This is a genomic window from Haloarcula sp. H-hyl2 (genome assembly GCF_056934385.1).
Genome location: NZ_JBRIIJ010000005.1, coordinates 15,701 through 34,948 on the forward strand (window position 1 = coordinate 15,701; position 19,248 = coordinate 34,948).

Below are 19,248 nucleotides of genomic sequence, written 5' to 3' on the forward strand. Positions count from 1 at the left end.
AACCTGTAGAACTGACCGGCGGGACCAATTATGAGTCATTGTACCCTCCGATAAAGGTAAATTTAATGTCATTACTAACCATGCCATCACTTACCGGTTGCCATGATACTGGCATACTATCCACGAGATGCTAATGTATAATAATGTTTTTGGCCACAGTGAGTAGTAGGACTAAGTTTCAGTACCTCACAAAGCATCGCCAGTTAGCCTGAATTAAGCCACCTATTCCGTCAGGGTGAGTCATCGATAGTGGTCAAGGAACATTACTCGAAAGCAGCGCTCCCACTCTCCTGGAGGCGTGCTTGGTCATTGATTACTGGTGGAACCGGTCGTCAGGTGGCCGGTTCGCGGGGACAGCCCGGCGCACCGCGAGGGCCGTTCATGCTGCCCGATACAGCATGTTGATGAATCCCTTGAACGACGACTTCCAGAGGCGACGCCCCACGGCAGCGAGTCGCGACATACTCCCAATGGAAATACCCACACGTTCTGTAAAAGCAGACCCACTACGACGTACAACAGCCGTACGACCGAATTCCGCGTTGAGTCGTCGCAATGCTTTGTTCGGCGAGCCGATAGCTGGTTTCGATACCGAAGCGTTTGAAGTAGTGACTCGATGGAAACGCTGCTACTCCATGCGAACGTGAACCAAGATATGGGGCGCAAGAGACCGAGCTCGATACCGTGTCATCGAACACGTCGTAGTGACTGGTCCATGTGCGAAAGAAGCCGAGTCATGGGCGTTACAGCCCGGATGCGGCGAGGCGCGGCATCCGGGAAAGCCCGCATAGGTGGTTCTCTACTTCACGCACTGGCGTCCCGGGTGAACAGACTATGTACCTTGGAATCGATGTCCACAAACGGTACGCACAGGTGGCAGTAATGGATGAAGACGGTGAGATTGTCGAAGAGGTTCGCGTCGAGAACGCGAACCTCGACGACCTCGCCCAGCGGTACGCTGGTGCCGAGGCCGTCATCGAAGCGACCACCAATTACTACCACATCCACGACACGCTGTCAGAGCATTTGGATGTGACTGTTGCTCACCCTGGGAAACTCTCGCTGATCGCAAACGCGGATAAGAAGACTGATCACGTCGACGCTAAAGAGTTGGCGCGGATGGGTCGGTTGAATTCAGTGCCGGAGAGTTACGTTCCGACCGACGCAGGGAAGCCCGCGCACTCGTGCGCGGGCGACAGAACTGGTAGAGACTCGGACCGACTACGCCAACAAGATCCACGGATTGTTGTCCGAACACGGGATCACGCGAGAGATCAAGCCGCTGAGTGTATCGGGGCGAGAGTCCCTTCGGGACCTCTCGCTCCCGACGCCGTGGGACGAGTTGTTAGCGTTGTATCTCACGATGATCGAGACACTGACCGAAGAGATCGAGCGACTCGAAGCTGCAATCGAAGAGCGCGCTGGGTCTCTGAAGGAGACCCAGCTGCTGATGACGATTCCCGGCGTAAGCTACTATTCGGCGCTGATGATCTACGCCGAAGTCGGCGATATAGGGCGGTTTGATAGGGACAAAGAAGTCGTGAGTTACGCTGGATTGAACCCGGTGATCCGCGAGTCAGGCGACTCGCGGATCGAGGGTGGTATCTCGAAACGTGGATCCCAGCAGTTACGCTGGATCCTCGTCCAGTGTGCGCGCACAGCCGTCCATACCTGCAACGATGAGTATCTTAGTCGGTTCTACGACCGATTAGCGGGAAAGAAAGGATCGCAAAAAGCGATCGTCGCAACTGCTCGCAAGTTGCTGGTGTCTATCTTCCACATGCTCGACCGAGAGGAGGTGTATAACCCGCCAGGTGTGAGTGTCTGACCGCCGCCGGACCGGCGGCGGTCAGTGGCCGGGTCGCAGGCCGCATCAGCCACAGCTACCGCACACGATGTCTCCCGCCTGCCACTGATTGAGATCAGCATCAGCCTGTCGTCTGGTCATTTCCTAGATTTTGGGTCCAATCAGCGCAGCGGTCCAAAATACTATGTCGTCAACGGCGGTTTGTTCAGGTAGCAGAATTTCCATAGGCGAATACGGATGCATCTACTTCTTAGATGCTGGTTTCGGTGATCTACTGATCAGTGAACTGTTCTATGACACCCTGAGGTACTGAATTTAGCTCTACCGACCGTCACACGACTATAGACACAGAATTCCAAGGCCGCAAAACCAGGCCTCTTCGTTTTGACTCGAAATAATGCAACATATTCGTTGAATTTAGCAAAACTATGGAGCAGAACGTTCAACGATTCTCAACGGTGTTCTGTAAATTAATAAGTCTAATCAGAATAGTTCATATATACCATTTACTATGTATTTTTATATGTAAAATAATTTAATACTACTATAATGATTAGTTTTATCATCTACTTATGGGGGATGTGATGGAGTATGTGCATTTTTGAATTGGTCTTTGAGTATGTGTAAATATATTTCAGAATTAGAGTTGCTTCAGTTTCGAATTGAACCTGATCGGTTTGTGTTTATAAAGGATTACATCTATAGTTTTGTAATGTCATGAGAGGAGTGTACCGCCAATGAATAGTATATCCAGTAGTACAGACTTCTCCGTGAGAAAGACTCATATTACAAAATCAATAGCTCTGTCCCCAAATAGTTATATAATTTACATCATTTATCGCCGTCATAGCTGCTCGGTGGGTGTGTAAAATCTTGTAAGATAAACTATCATATTCAATAGGTTATTTGTGGGCATGCGGTATACACTGTGCAAGAGATGTACAGTGTTTACGAGAGAATAGGCAGCCCAATTGTCGATACAAACAACCCTCAGTACTTCACAAAGCCGGTTAGTTGTGCTCTGTTGAATAGATGCTGAGTCACTGTTAGAGTGGTTCACAGAGCGGTTCTATGTTTGAGATGGCGAACATCAAGACGATTTCACGGAACTGTCGATACCAGCCAAGCGCTCGCACGGCATCGCCGAGCGAGCGCTTGATTGTCGAATACGAGGTTTCGGCCATCCAGCGCTGAGAGTAGCCTTTTGAGCGGATGAGTGCATTATTTGCGGTTGCGTTCAGCGACGAGCCACGATAGTGAACAAGATAGTCGATATCTAGTGCCGCAATCTCGTACTCGGTGTTCCAGTCTTGGAAACCGTTGTCTGCAGCGACGGACAGCAGGTCGTCCGCGTTCCGGCGGACGACCTGCGGCCCGGTCTTGGTATCGTGTTGCCAGCGTGCCGAGATGTGTACGTCAAGCACTGCAAGCGATTCCACGTCGGTCAATGTCGTCACTTTCAGCGTCTGAACGCTGTTTCCTGAGCGTTGGCGGTAGTACGATGAGGAGATGCGGCGGTCGAAGAACGTGCTGTCTAGTGCCGCGTGACCGGACTGCGGGTGTTGCTGCGCTGAAACGCGCAGCAACGCCCGCCAAACCCACATCTTCAGCCGATCGAAGGACTTGTAGATCGTTGTGTAGTCCGGGAGTTCGTCCTGATCAAGATCAAGAACATCACGGAGTTCAGCCATGTACTCCAGCCGATTCGGCGTTTCACGGTAGCTGTGCTCTTCTTCGACCCGGAAACAGTGCAAGACGACGTGAACCCAGCGGGCGAACCCGCCGCTGGCGGGCTCGCCCGCGTGCTTCCCTAACGCTTGTTTGACTAGACGTCGACACTGCTCAACGAAGTCGAGGATATCGATCTCCATAGGCAGAGACGATTTCCTCGGCTTCGTCCTTCTGCTCCGTGATATGGGCCGATTGGATCGCTATTCAACAGGGCAGTTAGTTGAGAGGTCTGCTTGCTGAAGGTGTGTCTACGACCCCGCAAGCAGACGGTGAAATCCACGAAGACCAGCTCCTTAACTTCCTCGTCAACAAGCTCGACGAGGAAGTTGATCTCGGTCTTGGCGCTAATGCTGAAATCGGCTCTGAGGATATTTACGAGGTCCTCGTCGGCGCTTGCGCCGACGGGACCTCGATATCTGAACTCTGTGAGACCAGTGAAAATTCTCCTCATCAAAACACGATTCTGTACCACCTCCGCGAGAAGTTCGACATAACGTCGGTTGAACAAGTCGGGAACGCACTCCTACAAAAGGACGTTCTAGAGGTTCTGCCCGAGCAGGTAGAGGTCGTCCCAGACCTCCACCTGCGGCCTTACTACGGTGACAGGGACGAAACAGACGGCCTCTACCACTCAGGGGCAAAACGTGGAACCACCGCGTTCCACGCATATGCAACACTGTACGCGCGTGTGAAGAATAAGCGATACACGCTGGCGGTGCGCCGTCTCGTCGACGGCGACACCGCCAGCAGTGTCCTCGCGGAGTTTCTTGGTTTGCTCGACGGCCTTGACCTCAGCGTCAAGGCCGTCTATCTTGACCGCGAATTCTACGATAGCAAGTGTCTCACGCTGCTTCAAGCCCACAACTCTGCGTACGTGATGCCAATCATTCGGTGGGAAAAACAATCAAGCAGGAATTCTCGGAAGGATGGAGTCGTGTCATCTAAGACGAGCTGACGGGGAAACTCGACGGTCCAGCTGTGACCGTCGAGTTCCCCGTCTACACCGACTGTACCTACCAAAACGGACGATATGACGAACATGGAGTGGTGCGTCACGGCTGCGCCGCTGACGCGCGGTTCATTCAAATACCACGAGGTGCTCGATACCACGACGCAGAATCCGGTTGTACGGCTGCTGTACGTCGTGGTTAGTCTACTCTTGCAGAATGTGTGGCGATATCTCTATTGGGAATATGCGGCGACGCCCCGCCGTGGCGGCGTCGCCTCTGGAAATGGTCGTTCGAGGAGTTCATCAACATGCTGTGTCGGGCAGCGTGGACGGCCCTCGCGGTGCGTCGGGCCGTCCCCGCAAACCGGCCACCGGACGACCGGTTCCACCGGTAATCACCCACCGAGGACACTGACTTGTGAGTGGCAACGCTGTCGCGTCGGCGGCTGATCGCCGCCGACAGCGGCAGCTCGGCCTTCGATTAGCGTTCTTTGACCACTATCGACGACTCATCCCAACAGAACAGGTGACTCAAGTCAGGTCAAGTGACGATGCTTTGTGAGGTACTGAAACTGTAGCACGTGTTGTGACACAACTAAATTATTCGCAAGGCAGGCACTACCAGTACGGTTCCCAATTTTGGGTTGCTCTGACTAGTGCTTCAAAAAAGTAGTAGTCTCCCCAAATACAGCACTCATCAACTCCATTTCCTGTAGGCTTACTGTACACTCCATGATCAAGAATACCATTCGAACACTTATTTTCTGTTGTATAATCTTCGCACAATGACACTAGACTTTGAATGGCCGCGTTCCGGTATATTGGTCTAGATTTATCACCAATTGGAAGAAATTTTATGAGCTCATCTAGCCCACAAACTGCAATTGCAGCTGCCGAACTATCACGCTCCTCGTCACCTGAATCAATATCTAAATCCCAGTATGGTACGTTGTCAGCAGGAAGGTTGGCAAGATAGTAATTTGCTGTTTGCTTAGCTGTTTCAATAAACTGACTGTTGTTAGTATATCGATGACTGAGAGGAAATCCATAGATTGTCCATGCTTGTCCTCTAGACCAGCAAGAATCATCAGCGCGACCTTGATGTGTCTCACCACCGAGCGGTTTGTTTTCACCAAGATCGAATTGGAAAGTGTGGTATGTTGAACCATCTTTTCGAACGATATGATCTGCTGTTTGTTCGGCGTGAGAATGAGCAAGTTCTTGATAATATTGACGGTTTGTTGTCTCTCCAGCCCAGTATAGGAGTGGAAGATTTAGCATGGTATCAGCTATAATACGACCGTGTGCCCAGGGTCGCTCTTCAGGATTTTCAATGTCACCCCATGCTTGAATAATTCCGGGACCTTGGCGAAACCGATCTGTGAGTAAATCTGCAGCTTTGAGAGCCACCTCTCGAGCAATTGAGTCCCCAGTCAACTTGTAGCCTGCAACTGCAGAAAGCGTGTAAAGAAACCCAAGATCATGATGATCAAGATGTTGCTTTCTTTCAATTCTTCTAGAGAACGAGTCTAAGTGATATTCCGCTATATTCCGGTACTTATCTTCGCCAGTTACTTCAAAGGCAAGCCAAAGCATCCCAGTCCAAAAGGATGTGGTCCAGCCATAATCATTCTTGACCGGTTGATAATTCAACTCCTCACTAGCAGGACCTGGGAACTTTTCCCTACCAAATTCCTCTATTAAAGCATCTATTTGATCTAAAACAAAATCAATATTATCTTCAATTGTCTCTTGATAATTCTCTGGAACCGTTGTATACTGTTTAGTAATTGAATCTAGTTGATTGCTCATATTAATTCTCAATCTAAGATATCCGCATTTGTATATATATATCTATCGGTTGGGAAAGTGGATGATTTCCCTGCTGGTACTCCAATCAGGACATTCTGGCAGTGTGCGAAAATCTGTAACTAATCTTTGACCGTGTATCAGTCACATCAAGCCCGAACCTATCTACTCTTCTTTCTGTTTGATTTCACGTTGTCAATCGCGTTCATCGGTCACATCTCGCCCAATCAATAGGTGCTGATCCGGCACAACGTCAAGTGTCACAGAGTATTCCATCACGTGCTTTTTTTCCCGCGTATCCGTCACTTTGACACGTTCGAGTGATTCTTGTAAGAGTTCATCGAGTACATTTGTCTGAGCAGAATCCGAGATTATGTACTCTTGCACGCGCTGTCCGACGAGTTCTTGCGGTTCGGCCCCAACAATTTCTCCAGCCCGCTTGTTGCTTTCAATAATTCGACCCTTGTCGTCAATAAACAATATCACTTCGAACGCATCATCGAAGGCTTGTCTGAACTTGTCATACTCTGTTTGGAGTTGGTCGTCGGAGTCGCTTAATGGTAGACTCGGCATTGTGTGAGGTAGTGAGATAGTTACCGTTGTTCCCTCGTCGGAGACGCTGGTCTCGATGTCGCCGTCGTGTTTCTTGATGATTGTACGAGCAATCCAGTGACCAAGCCCTGAGCTGTGAATGAGTGGTGTTTCGGTACCTTCAGCGATGACGGTCTGTTCCTCCTCTGGAAGTCCTGGCCCATCATCCTGAATGTTGATTTTCATGCCACTATCGAGATCGGTCGCCTCGATCAAAACCTCAGGTGTGTCTCCAGCGTGCTCGGTTGCGTTCTCGATGATTTCTCGAAGTGCGAGTGGGAGTGTTAGTCGTGCAAAATAATCAAGTGTATCAGGAATATCTACCGTAATGGATGCCGTTGGGACTTGGTTTTCTATGGTAGCGACGATACGTTCAATTTCGCGTGTCAACTCGACAGTCCGTCGGTCGGATGATTCCTGCAGGATCCGTTCGAGCTTCCGGGCTTTCTCACTTAGGTTGATCACTGAATCGACAGCGTCTATCGCAACTTCTGATGATAGATACTCATTGGAGCTCTGGGATTGTGTGTTCAAATATGCTTTCACGACAGTGAGTTTGTTGCGAATGTTGTGTCGGAGTACCCGTGTTAACGCAGAAACAATTTCTAGAGATTCGTCAAGGTCTGTTTCATACTGGGACTCGACAAGTTCGTTTTCGATGAATCGGGCAAGAAGCTCCAAGAAGATTGCTTCCTCAGAGTTGAATGGCTCTCGCGGGTCTTGCCCAACAAAACAGACGGTTCCAGAGATCTCGTCTCCTTCGTACAACGGTGTTCCAAAATACACGGTAACATTCAAGTCTTGAAAGGCAGGGTCATCCCCTAATCCTTGCTCAGTCGCGTCGTGAACTGTTAATGGGGAGTCGTCTTCGACGACACGGCGACAATACGTGTTCGACAGGTCGAGCGTAGTTCCTTCCGAGAACTGGCTGTCGTCTCCGGCGGTACTAACGATTGCTTCCCAGGTCGCTTCATCCTCAAATGTCTGTGAGACGAGTCCGGCATCTACATCTAAATACGAGGCCCCCAGTTCGAGTGCGCGCTGGATTTTCTGGTTGGCCGGCTGATCGGCTGTCATGAGTTTTTGCAACCTTAGGCTAAGAGTGGCCATATCTTGGTTTTGAGCGTCCATGAATCACTATAGATTTGAAAGGGTCGTGTTTACTTTTGATTCTATAATAAAGATATATCGAGGCGATAAAACAGTGTTGTCGAAATTGTTGGTTATCCTTACTTTCAGTAGCTGTAATAGTCTGTGCGTCGTACTTGAGTATAATCACCGATAGTGTCATGATACAGGGTCAGTTGATCACGTCGACAGCCGTGTAATCTCGTCTGATGGTGGAGAATCAAATCGAACTGATCGTGGAGTGTTTTCGAAGCACTGGTGAGCGCGATCTTCGGGATGAATCGTCGCTGTCGGCGGCGGACTGCCGCCGACGCGACAGTGTCGACACTCACGACCGCAGTCCGGATCGATGGACAGCTACCGGAAGAACCGGTCGTCGAGTGGTTGATTTGCTGGAACAGCCCTGCGCACACCGAGCGCTGTCCAGGCGGCCCGCAGCGTCATCTCACAGAACTCCGTGAACGACCACTGCCAGAGGCGGCGCCCCCCGCGGCGGGGCGCCGCCACGTACTTCCAGTGGAGATACCGCCAGCTGTTCTGGAGCAGCAGACTCACGACAAACATCACCAGCCGCAAGCCAGCGTCCTGAGAACTGGTAAACGCGAGGCTCTGCTTGGCTAATCGGTAGCTCGACTCGATGCCGAAGCGTTTGCTGTAGTGCTCTCGTGCATCCCGCGGCGTGTCGATGAACGGCGCGTCAGCGGCGTAGCCGTGACGCGCCACCCCGTGCTCGTCGTATCGTCCCTGCTGGTAGACGCAGTCGATGAACACAGGGAACGTCACCTCGCCGGCGAGATCGTGTTCGATCTCGCGGCTCCAGCCTCTGTTGAGTTCCTCTTGAATCGCCTCCCCCCACTTGACGATCGGCATGACGTAGGCGTAGTTGTGCGCGTACAACAGCCCAAGACAGGTGCTGTTGTAGAATCCGCGATCGAGGTAGACGGCCTTGACGCCGAGGTCAAGGCCGTCGAGGAGGTCGAGAAACTCAGCAAGGACATCGCTGGTGGTGTCGCCAGAGACGAGCTGGCGAACCGCCAGCGTGTACCGCTTGTTGCGTACCCGCGCGTAGAGCGTCGCGTACGCGTGAAACGTCGTTGTTCCCGCCTGCGAGGAGTACAGCGCTTCTGTCTCGTCTTCGTCGCCGTAGTAGGGATCGAGGTGGAGGTCTGCGCAGACCTCCACCGGTCGATCCGGCAGTGTCTCAAGCGCATCTCGTTGTAAGAGAGTGTCACCGACCGCTTCAACCGAATCAAGTTCGAACTGATCGGTGAGATGTCCCCGGACGGTGTAGGCATGCGGGGAGTCGTCGGTTGTTTCGCAGACGTGGTTGATCGAGGTCCCGCCGGCGAGGACCTCGTACAGTTTCTCCGTGGTGACTTCAACGTTCTCGCCGAGATCTATCCCAAGTTCCTCGTCAAGGCTGTTGACGACAAAATTAAGCAGGTACTCTCCCTCTATCTCACTGTCTGCTTCGGTAGGCTTCACACCACATCCAAGCAGACACTTCCTCTAACCCGATGTGATCGACTGGACCTCAGTTGAAGCCGTATCCACACATAAAAAGTATTGTTGTGGTGTGTCTTCGCCTAGTTGGTGCAATTCTCAATTACGGTCAAGGAACCAACCCGGACTCTGAGAAGCTATGAGGTAGATTCTATGATACGCCCAGAGGGAATGCCCGAGAATTTATATTAGAGGCACAAAGATAACAGACCACAATTGCATGTATAAAGTTGCCTGTCAGTACAAATGCCGAATAATAATCGAGAAATCGCATGCTAAATATAATATAAGAGGACTATAGCTAATGCCAAAGATGGATCCAGACATTCAAACTAGAACAGATGTAGAAAAGCTAGTAAGAGAACTTTTTGAGCCACTGAAACAGAAATTCAGTGACGGGAAGGCCCGGGTCGAGGTTGGCAATCTAGGGGCAATTCAGCCAGATACCGCATTAGAGGGATTTGCACGTCCACTTTGGGGTTTAGTGCCTTTAGCGGTGGGGAATAGTGATTTTGACTGGTGGGAACCCTATCAGACGGGCTTACTCAACGGTACTAATCAGACTCATGAGGAATATTGGGGGAAGATCACCAACCAGTCACAAAAAGCCGTTGAAGCACCAGCAATTAGCTTAGCCTTGGCACTTATTCCTAAGCGATTATGGGAACCGCTAACTCAAGAGCAACAAAATAAAATTTCAAATTGGTTATACGATATAAATAATGTTGAACTTATTGACAATAACTGGCTGTTCTTCCGAGTGATCACTAATCTCGGCTTGCGGAAAATTGGTGCACCCTATGACTGGGAACAGGTTGAATCAGATTTCAGACGGCTCGAAGAGTTCTATCAAGGAAACGGATGGTACACTGATGGGCCAAATAAGGGAGATTACTACATACCATGGGCCTTTCATTTCTATAGCTTGATATATGCGAAATTGGCAGAAGATATTGATTCCCAACGTTCTATCAAATTTAAAAAGCGTGCAAAAGAATTTGCATCAGACTATCGGTTACGGTTCACTAAGGAGGGGGAAGCACTTCCATATGGGAGGAGTCTCTTATATCGGTTTGCCCAAGGCTCTTTTTGGGGGGCACTAGCATATGCGGGAGTTGAGGCACTTCCGTGGGGGGAGATGAAAAGGATTTGGTTACAAAATATTCGGTGGTGGCTACAACAGCCGATTTTTGATTCTAACAGACTACTAACTTTGGGATATAGATACCCCAATAGCTCTATCATCGAAGATTACAGCTCTCCAACCTCCCCCTATTGGGCAATGAAAACATTCCTCCCACTTGCATTGTCTCCTTCGCATCCATTTTGGGAGGCTGAAGAAGAACGACATTCAACTCTTTCTGAAACACATGTGCAAGAAGAGAGTGGCATGATCGTATATTCTAGTAGTCAGGATAATTTCGTGTGTGCTCTCACTCACGGTCAGGCAACCCCATATGATGAAAAGTATAGTAAATTTGCTTATGCGACTGGATTTGGCTTCAACACTCGAACTGGTGGTTCCAAACTATCTAGTCAGGGAATAGATAATACGCTCACTGTGTCTGATGAGTCCGGGTACTACCGCTCACGAGATGAATTGGAGGAAGGTACGATGCATAATGGGATACCCTATTCCTTATGGAAACCGTGGAGTGACGTCGAAATTGAATCTTGGGTTGTTCCAAAAATGCCTTGGCACATCCGAATCCACAAGATTACAACTGACCGTACAATCAGGAGCGTTGAAGGTGGATTCCCAATCGCCTATAATCGAAGTAAAACACCGGAATCTGATATTTCATCAATTATTCAAGATGCATATAGTAAGGTCAATAACAGTAAGTATATAAGTGGTATCATAGATTTGATGGAAGACCGAACTTCTGATCTTCCGAAGTCAGACCCGAACTCTAATATTATGAACCCATGTACCCTAATTCCAATTCTAACGGATGTTCATGAGCCAGGTGAGCATATTTTGTCTACAGCAGTTCTGGGCGCGCCAGTGGAGAATAAAGACGATTGGAATGAGAAACCCGAAGTAAATATCCAGGAGGATACCGTTGAAATCAAAGATCCAGATATCGAAAGTGGCAAAGTTATAAAAATTCATAAATCAAAATGATATGGTTCATTCACAGAATCTCGACAAGTATCTGCAGCCAGACGAAGCAAAGCCACAGACGATTCACGTAGTGGTACTACGTCTTTCAACACACATCGACGCTGGCCATAACCCAAGCGTATTGAACAGCCGCTCATACCCAGGATTGCCTGGAACTATGCCTCCCCAGTGACCCCGAAGTTTGGGAGAGGATACATCTACCGAAGCACCTCCCAATATAGGATTCGCTCTTGCGAAGGAGATTATTGATTGCGAGAGCAGCGGCTGAAAGTCGAAGAGGGCAAGAGTACCGCGCCAGCGATGCCCAATATGTTCCCACCATTCGTCTTTAGCTAAGACTCACACCTCGGTTGCGTAGCGGTAGCGAGCGTCTCTTGTAAGATCGGTCGTTGCTGGTGGATCTTCTGTGCGTCGTCGATCAACCGCTCCAGCAACGGCGGTGGCGAGTACCCGAGGTACTCACCGAGTTCGTGGAGGATGAGCTGGGCGTGCGACCGGAAGGTCGCCGCCCAGCGTTCCGGCGGAAACACGATCTCATCGTCGGCCTGTTCGGTGACCAGATCCAACAACTCCCGGCTCACCAACAGTGACAGCAACGCAGCGTATAGTAGAATTTTCACGACATCAGGATTGTTCGTGTCGAATTCGTCCAGTTTATACTGCGTTTTCAATTCCCGGAACAACGTTTCTACCTCCCATCGACACCGATACAGCGTCGCTAGATCCGCCGGGAGAAACTCCTCTCGCGGCAGATTCGTGATGTAGAGATGGTAGTCGTCGGCGTCCTCGTTGCGGACGCCGACGACGCGAAACCGCTTCGTGTCCAGCGACCGTGTGCCGTTGTACGGCCCACGTTTGAACTCTGCCTCGACTTCTACGTCGATATACTTCCGCGAGAGATCATCGACCACGTGGTGGATCTGCTCGCCCTCCAAGGGAATGGCGCGGCCGCGCCATTCCCGTAATTCCGTCGTTATCACCGGATTTGCGTTCTGCTTCAGCCGACTCACAAAGTAGCCGTCATTCTCATCGATCAACGCAAAGCGGCGGTACTTGAAGTACGCTCGATCAAACAGAACCAGTCGTCCTTGCAGCCACGATCCTGTCTTGAACAGCGCGCTGTCGTGCGTTTTCTCATCAGTCACATCGATCCGTTCAATCGTCTGGTCGGTGGCATTGTGGAGCAGGTGGAGCTTCGCTCCAGCCTGCTCCTCGTGACGGGCCTGGAACTCATCAGAGAGGAACTCGTGCAACCGCAACACCGTTCCATCAGCGATCATCACGTCCCTGAATCGGTCGATATCAGCGTCAACGGCATCAGGGACAGCGACCTCGTCGAGGCCGCGCTCGACGAGGTCGCGGAGATATTCCGCGAGTGTCGGCGTCAACCGGTGATAGAAACCGCCAGAAGAGATCGGTTCGTCAGCTGTAGCGTTGTAACAGCGTCTAAACCCAGCGAGTGTTCGGCTCTCGCCTGCGGCGAAGCCGAACACGAGCGCCCACACGAGGACAGGAATCTGAAGCTTGCCCTCTCGCTCGACCACGCCGAGTTCCTCGGCGTGCTCTTCGAGGAACTCGGAGGGAAACAGTGTAGTGAGCCGACGCATGATTCTCGACGAGGAGGCGTCAGTGTGCACAGCGGACTCCTCCTCATTCCTCTCGAAAAGTAGCCTCGATAAGCCGCTGCTGTCACGTGATTCGTCTCTTAGCTAAAGCCGCGCGAGGTTTTTGGCGTCCTTGCGGTCGTTTTTCTGTTTCTGGTCTTCGAGCCAATCGGCCTTGGCCGGATTGGCAAGCGTCACATCCAACTCTTCATCAAGCCTATCGTAAATCGTGAAATAATTGCTTCCCGCTTCGAGTGCAGCACTACTTCCAGCGTACTTCTGTGCGATTTCGTCGAGGTCCGCGTTGGCGACGCGGACCTCTTCAACGACTTTGCCTTCGTCATCGAGGACAGCGACTTGCGCTTTGCGTTTGTGGACATCAATGCCCAGGTAGTGATCAGTGGTTGCGGTCATGGTGTCCTCTGGAGTCCTGAATGCGTGAAGCGGAACGACATCGCTCCGGGCTTGCAGCCTTGGCCGACCACGGTCGGCCAGGCTGCGATCCCAATTCTCCTGTTCCTTCGCATCCGAGGTCTGTCACCTGCACGCGCTTTGGTGCGCGGTTGACGTGGCGACCTTCGTGACTCCATTTCGTACTTCACGCTCCAGTGGTTTCAACGGGATTCTCATGGAGTTACCTGCGAGAGCCACCGAGGAGTGTCGAAAGATAAGCTAACGCCGTATCTTAGAGCCTTTCAGCTCCGCTGCAAACTCTACAGAAAACCAGGTGACGAAGCGCTCAAACATGTTCTCGACGCCGCCCTCTGAAAATCAACAACGTGCTTCACAAGAGCGTATAGGATTTTAATAGATAGAGCTATTCTGTTGATGTATGCCTAATTCAGACCAAGTTTCTCCTACAGTAGAATTTACTGTGGAGAACATTGGCGGTATCGACTATACCCAAGTTGCGATTCCACCTGGGGTAACCGTCCTAACTGGGGAGAATGCAACTAATCGGACATCGTTTCTGCAATCAATTATGGCTGCCTTGGGGAGTAATCAAGCGACACTCAAAGGCGATGCTGACGAGGGACGCGTCCAGCTTGCCCTCGACGGTAGTGCCTATGAACGGACACTCACCCGAACGAGCGACTCAGTTGTATTCGCTGGTGACGGCTATCTCGACGATCCCGAGGTTGCCAAGCTCTTCGCGTTCCTACTCGAAACCAACGAAACACGCCAGTCTGTCGCCCGTGGTGATGACCTACGCGAGATTATCATGCGTCCTGTCGATATCGACGATATTAAAAATAGAATCCAGGAATTAGAAGCACAGAAAGACAAAATAAACAATCAGTTAGACACTATCGAGAACAGAAAATCAGAGTTACCCAAACTCGAACAACGTCGAAAACAGGTACAGGAAGAGATACAGGACAAACAGAGTGAGCTTGTAGACAAGGAAGTAGAGATAGATGAGAGTAATCAAGAATTAGAGACAAGTCGACAAGAGAAAGAAGAGCTGGAAGCAAAACTCGACGAGCTTCGCTCGACGCGCTCAGAGCTCGAATCGACACGTCGCCAAATTGAGGGGCAAACTGAAAGTATCAATTCACTCAAAAAGGAGCGTAGCGAGTTCGAAGCCGAGCTCGAAGAGTTGCCCGAGACTCCGATGGGCGAACACCAACAGTTGGACACTGAGATCAAACGGCTCCGTGAGAGACGGCAAACGCTAAATTCTCAGATGGCAGACCTCCAGAGTCTTATTCAGTACAACGAAGAACGATTAGATGATGAGGACTACGAGGTGCTTGAGATGCTCGGTGGAGATGATCAGTCCCAGTCTACCGGCTCACTGACTGATAAACTCCTTGCTGACAGCGATAACAAAACCACTTGCTGGACGTGTGGCTCGACGGTCGAACGTGAGCAGATCGAGGAGACTGTCGCGCGTCTCCAAGAACGTCGGCAAAATCTAATGCAAAACCTTAACGAGGTTAAATCCGAGCTTAAAGACTTGAAATCAGAGCGGCACGAGGCGAAACAGCAACAAAATCAGCGTGAAGAGATCGAGCGCAAAATTGAGGACCTCGATGATGAGCTTGAAAACCGCGATGCACAACTCGACTCGCTCAGGTCCCAGAGTAATGAGTTAACGGACAACATTGAAACACTCGAAGCTGACGTTGAGGACCTCGAATCCGAGGATTTCGAGGAGGTACTCTCACTCCACAAAGAAGCCAACCAACTCGAGTTCGAAATTGACAGTCTCGAGTCGGATCTTAAGGAGGTCATCGAGGAAATTGAAGATATCGAGAGTATGCTTGACCGTGTCGATGGCCTCAGAGAAGAGCGGGAAGAGTTGGTCGAGCAACTGACTGAGGAACGGACGAAGATTGATCAGATCGAAGCCGACGCAATCAACGAATTCAACGAACACATGGGCGCGATGCTCGAGATTCTGGGGTACAAGAACCTCGAGCGCATCTGGATTGAACGCATCGAACAGACGGTCCGTGAGGGCAGACGGAAAGTCGACCAGACAGCGTTCGAGCTCCATATCGTCCGGACCACTGAGAATGGGGCTGCCTACGAAGATACGGTCGAGCACCTGAGCGAGAGTGAGCGCGAGGTCACCGGCCTCATTTTCGCACTAGCTGGATATCTCGTTCACGACCTTCACGAGACAGTCCCGTTCATGATGCTCGACTCGATGGAAGCGATCGACTCAGGCAGGATCGCCCGACTTGTTGAGTATTTCGAAGACTACGCTGACTATCTTGTGGTGGCATTGCTCCCGGAAGATGCACGAGCGCTAGACGGCGTGAACCGAGTCAACGCCATCTGAGCGACACGGTTCTAGTTACGACAAACTCCATAGAATTGAATTAGAACTACATCTCCAACACTGATCAGCGAGGCCACCGCCCTGTAGCGGATGACTTACGGGGAGCACTTACCGAGAGAGTAATAGAACGGATGGAATGGATACGGAAACTCCGGAATTCGCCAGCAGCGGCCGTGATTTTCGCGAGTACGCTTATCGCTGTCATGGGTGTCTCACTCATCAGCCCTGTACTCCCAGCGGTCCAGGAGGCATGGAACATTTCGGAGGCACAGGCCAGCCTCTTGCTGTCGGCGTTCACGCTCCCCGGGATCTTTCTCACTCTCCCGATTGGACTGCTAACCGACCGCATCGGTCGAAAACCGATTCTAATCCCGGCGCTCGTTGTCTTCGGACTCAGTGGGGGCGGTATCATCTTCATTTCCGACTTCACCCTGATCTTGGTCCTGCGAGCCATCCAGGGGGCGGCGAGTAGTGCGATTGCGATGCTCACGGTCACGCTCCTCGGCGACCTCTATTCCGGAGAACAACGACGAGTGCTAATTGGGGCCAACGCGGCGATTCTCGCGGTGGGTGCTGCTGGCTATCCGTTACTCGGCGGTGCGCTGGCGACAGTCGCTTGGTCGGCTCCCTTCGCGTGTTTTCTCCTCGCGCTGCTCGTCGCTGTACCCGGCATAACCTTGCTTGAGGAGCCACAGCGCGACGAGAACAATACGAATTCGAGTATCCGTGTATTCCTCACCGGGCCCACATCGATGAACCCCTTCGTCGTGCTCTATCTCGCAATCTTCGGTATCTTCGTCATCCTCTACGGCGCGCAGCTCACCGCCGTTCCGTTCCTACTCGCCAACGAATATCAGCTCTCTTCAGCCGGTATCGGTCTTCTCGTGGGATTACCCGCGGTTACGATGGGAGCGACAGCAATGCAAGGTGATCGCGTGCTTCGGTCGCTCACGAGCTTCCAATCGATAGCGCTTGGATTCGTGAGTTATGGGATCGGACTCGTCGGCGTCGCCGTCGCGGACTCCATACACGTAGTTGCTGGCGCACTCCTTCTATTCGGACTTGGTCAAGGACTTGCAGAGCCGATTACGGATACGGCACTCAACGAACGAGCACCGGACGAATTCCGCGGGAGCATTATGAGTATTCGGACAAGTGTTCTCAGACTCGGCACGACGGTCGGTCCGCCGCTTAGTGTCGGGGCTGCAGCACTGTTCGGCTATCGTCAAACCCTGTTAGTGTCTGGTGCCGCTGCCTTCTTGATCGGAGTAACGTGGTTTACGGTGAGACGTCAGTGAACACTCAAAGTCAGCTAACAGATTGGAGACGGAATGTGTTCATTGGTGGGTATCCCGAATTCGACGTACGGTGACCTCGGCAAGCTGTGTGAAACCCACTGTATCCGGCATAACATCGACAGCGATCCCATGCTTGTCGACAGCACGTTTTGTTGGTGCTCCTATCGCTCCAACAATCGTCTCCTCTAGCTCGCGTTGGAGTGCAGCGACAGCGTCACGTTCAGTCGCAATTTGAACGAAGTGCTCTACCGTCTTTGGCGAGGTGAACAGTATCCCGTCCAGCTTACCGTCTCCCGCAAGTGAGACCGACTGTCCCGCAGTCTCCGGTCGTTCCAAACGATATAAGGATGTTTCGCTAACAATTGCACCAGCTGCTTCCAGTCCTTCAACAAGTACTTCGCTGCCGTGTGCACTCCGAGCAAGTTCAACGGTTTGGCCCTCGACATCAGTAGATAACTCGTCGACGAGTCCTGTGGATGTGAACGTCGATGGAACGATATCGACTGAATAGCCCCGATTGCATAATGCGGTTGCAGTCTGATCTCCGACAGCACAAACAGTGGTTCCTCGTTGTTTCCATCCCGCTGTCGCAGCTAGATCGACACCGGTCTCGCTTGTGAAGATACAGTAATCCGCATGTTGGGGAACCTGACCGGTCGGCGTGATTGCCAACATCGGATCTGGAATCGGGGATACATCGAGTGTCTGGAGATACTCGACCGCCTCAACGATACGGCTGTCGTCGGGTCGGAGAACAGCTACCGTCGGCTGGGACATATTGAACAGTTAGCCGATGCTGGACTTGTGGGTATCGAGAATCGGCGACCAGTCTCGAACGATTCAAACCGGCATCCTGCAAATTGCCGGTGTGGACGAGGAATCTCACGACCACGTTGTTCCGGGAAGTGATGAAGAGTTGACCACGCCAGACGTGCAGGGCTACGACTTCCGTGGCGAATTCGATTTTCAGGAGATGCTGGAAGCGTATGCAACGACGGGCTTTCAGGCGACGCAACTCGCAGAGGCCATCGACATCGCCGAGCAAATGCAAGACGCCGATGCCACGATCTATCTCACATGCACGTCGAATATCATTTCGTCGGGATTGCGTGAAGTCGTCGCCTACCTCGTTCGTGAAGGGTACGTCGACGTGCTTATCACGACCGCGGGATCGCTGGCGGAGGATGTTATCAAAACGGCGAAGCCGTTCAAAATGGGAGAGTGGGATGCGGACGAGGCTGCGCTCCGGGAACAGGGAATCAACCGTCTTGGGAATCTCTTTGTTCCTTCCGACCGATACGTCTGGTTGGAGGAGTACCTGTACAACTTCTTCGAGGAGTTCTTCGCCGACGAAAAGGTCCGGACGCCGACGGCGTTTGCCCGCGAGTTAGGGGAGACACTCGACGATCCCGATTCGGTCCTGAAGCAAGCGGCGGACAACGACGTTCCCGTGTACTGTCCAGCACTGACAGACGCCGAAGTTGGGAACTTTCTCTACTATTACAGACAGGGATACGACTCGGAGGTCGGCATCGAAATCCTCGACGATTATGACTCGCTTATCGAGGACGGGATGCTTGCTGACACGACAGGTCTGATCGCAGTTGGAGGGGGCGTCCCGAAACACCACGCGATTATGACAAATCTATTCCGTGGCGGGGCGGATTACGTCGTCTACATCACGACTGGTATGGAAGGGGATGGCTCGCTCTCTGGAGCGCCCCCGAACGAGGCAGTATCGTGGGGAAAGATCAAAGACGATGAGCGGACGAATTACACGCAGGTTGAAGCAGAAGCAACGCTCGTCTTCCCACTGCTTGTAGCGGGTGCTTTCAGCGAGTGAGTGCGATCTGCTGATTGAACTGGTGCTGTAGCAGACTGTAGCTATACTGTCGGTCGTACGTCCTTG

General features: G+C 51.6%; 10 protein-coding genes and 5 pseudogenes. 7 read left to right on the forward strand and 8 right to left on the reverse strand.

Features of this window, described 5'->3' with window-relative positions:
• Nucleotides 1-313 precede the first annotated feature (313 nt).
• Nucleotides 314-719: pseudogene (locus Hhyl2_RS20185) on the reverse strand (ISH3 family transposase); the annotation flags it as partial.
• A 115-nt stretch (nt 720-834) separates the two neighbouring features.
• Here Hhyl2_RS20185 and Hhyl2_RS20190 point away from each other — a divergent pair.
• Nucleotides 835-1,828, forward strand: a pseudogene (locus Hhyl2_RS20190) (IS110 family RNA-guided transposase).
• A gap of 1,025 nt (nt 1,829-2,853) precedes the next feature.
• Here the strand turns inward: Hhyl2_RS20190 and Hhyl2_RS20195 are convergent.
• Nucleotides 2,854-3,678: an IS5 family transposase gene (locus tag Hhyl2_RS20195; protein WP_483552603.1), complete on the reverse strand. Its 825-nt coding sequence runs from the start codon at nt 3,676-3,678 to the stop codon at nt 2,854-2,856.
• A gap of 104 nt (nt 3,679-3,782) precedes the next feature.
• On the opposite strand from Hhyl2_RS20195, the pseudogene Hhyl2_RS20200 reads away from it, so the two are divergent.
• Nucleotides 3,783-4,882 (forward strand): annotated as a pseudogene (locus Hhyl2_RS20200) (ISH3 family transposase).
• A 223-nt stretch (nt 4,883-5,105) separates the two neighbouring features.
• Here Hhyl2_RS20200 and Hhyl2_RS20205 read toward each other — a convergent pair.
• From Hhyl2_RS20205 to Hhyl2_RS20215, 3 genes are all read right to left on the reverse strand, one after another.
• A complete protein-coding gene (locus Hhyl2_RS20205; protein WP_483552604.1) occupies nt 5,106-6,299 on the reverse strand; it encodes a glycoside hydrolase family 88 protein in 1,194 nt (397 codons plus the stop codon).
• 192 nt (nt 6,300-6,491) lie between these two features.
• A complete protein-coding gene (locus tag Hhyl2_RS20210; protein WP_483552605.1) occupies nt 6,492-8,018 on the reverse strand; it encodes a GAF domain-containing sensor histidine kinase in 1,527 nt (508 codons plus the stop codon).
• A 354-nt stretch (nt 8,019-8,372) separates the two neighbouring features.
• Nucleotides 8,373-9,500: an ISH3 family transposase gene (locus tag Hhyl2_RS20215; RefSeq protein WP_483552606.1), complete on the reverse strand. Its 1,128-nt coding sequence runs from the start codon at nt 9,498-9,500 to the stop codon at nt 8,373-8,375.
• 322 nt (nt 9,501-9,822) lie between these two features.
• Here Hhyl2_RS20215 and Hhyl2_RS20220 point away from each other — a divergent pair, with 322 nt between their 5' ends.
• Complete coding sequence (locus Hhyl2_RS20220) at nt 9,823-11,646, forward strand: DUF2264 domain-containing protein (RefSeq protein WP_483552607.1); 1,824 nt, start codon at nt 9,823-9,825, stop codon at nt 11,644-11,646.
• A 332-nt stretch (nt 11,647-11,978) separates the two neighbouring features.
• Here the strand turns inward: Hhyl2_RS20220 and Hhyl2_RS20225 are convergent, their stop codons facing one another.
• Nucleotides 11,979-13,253: an IS4 family transposase gene (locus tag Hhyl2_RS20225; RefSeq protein ID WP_483552710.1), complete on the reverse strand. Its 1,275-nt coding sequence runs from the start codon at nt 13,251-13,253 to the stop codon at nt 11,979-11,981.
• A 105-nt stretch (nt 13,254-13,358) separates the two neighbouring features.
• Nucleotides 13,359-13,664: pseudogene (locus Hhyl2_RS20230) on the reverse strand (IS110 family transposase); the annotation flags it as partial.
• A gap of 192 nt (nt 13,665-13,856) precedes the next feature.
• On the opposite strand from Hhyl2_RS20230, the pseudogene Hhyl2_RS20235 reads away from it, so the two are divergent.
• From Hhyl2_RS20235 to Hhyl2_RS20245, 3 genes and pseudogenes are all read left to right on the forward strand, one after another.
• Nucleotides 13,857-14,018 (forward strand): annotated as a pseudogene (locus tag Hhyl2_RS20235) (IS1595 family transposase); the annotation flags it as partial.
• Nucleotides 14,019-14,082: 64 nt separating this feature from the next.
• A complete protein-coding gene (locus Hhyl2_RS20240; protein WP_483552608.1) occupies nt 14,083-16,041 on the forward strand; it encodes an archaea-specific SMC-related protein in 1,959 nt (652 codons plus the stop codon).
• Nucleotides 16,042-16,172: 131 nt separating this feature from the next.
• Nucleotides 16,173-17,339: an MFS transporter gene (locus Hhyl2_RS20245; RefSeq protein ID WP_483552609.1), complete on the forward strand. Its 1,167-nt coding sequence runs from the start codon at nt 16,173-16,175 to the stop codon at nt 17,337-17,339.
• Between the two features lie 39 nt (nt 17,340-17,378).
• On the opposite strand, the gene Hhyl2_RS20250 is transcribed toward Hhyl2_RS20245, so the two are convergent.
• On the reverse strand, nt 17,379-18,116 hold the full coding sequence (locus Hhyl2_RS20250; protein ID WP_483552610.1) for a uroporphyrinogen-III synthase: 738 nt from the start codon (nt 18,114-18,116) through the stop codon (nt 17,379-17,381).
• A 91-nt stretch (nt 18,117-18,207) separates the two neighbouring features.
• On the opposite strand from Hhyl2_RS20250, the gene Hhyl2_RS20255 reads away from it, so the two are divergent.
• Nucleotides 18,208-19,182, forward strand: coding sequence for a deoxyhypusine synthase (locus tag Hhyl2_RS20255; RefSeq protein WP_483552611.1), 975 nt, complete (start codon nt 18,208-18,210; stop codon nt 19,180-19,182).
• The last annotated feature ends 66 nt before the right edge of the window (nt 19,183-19,248 follow it).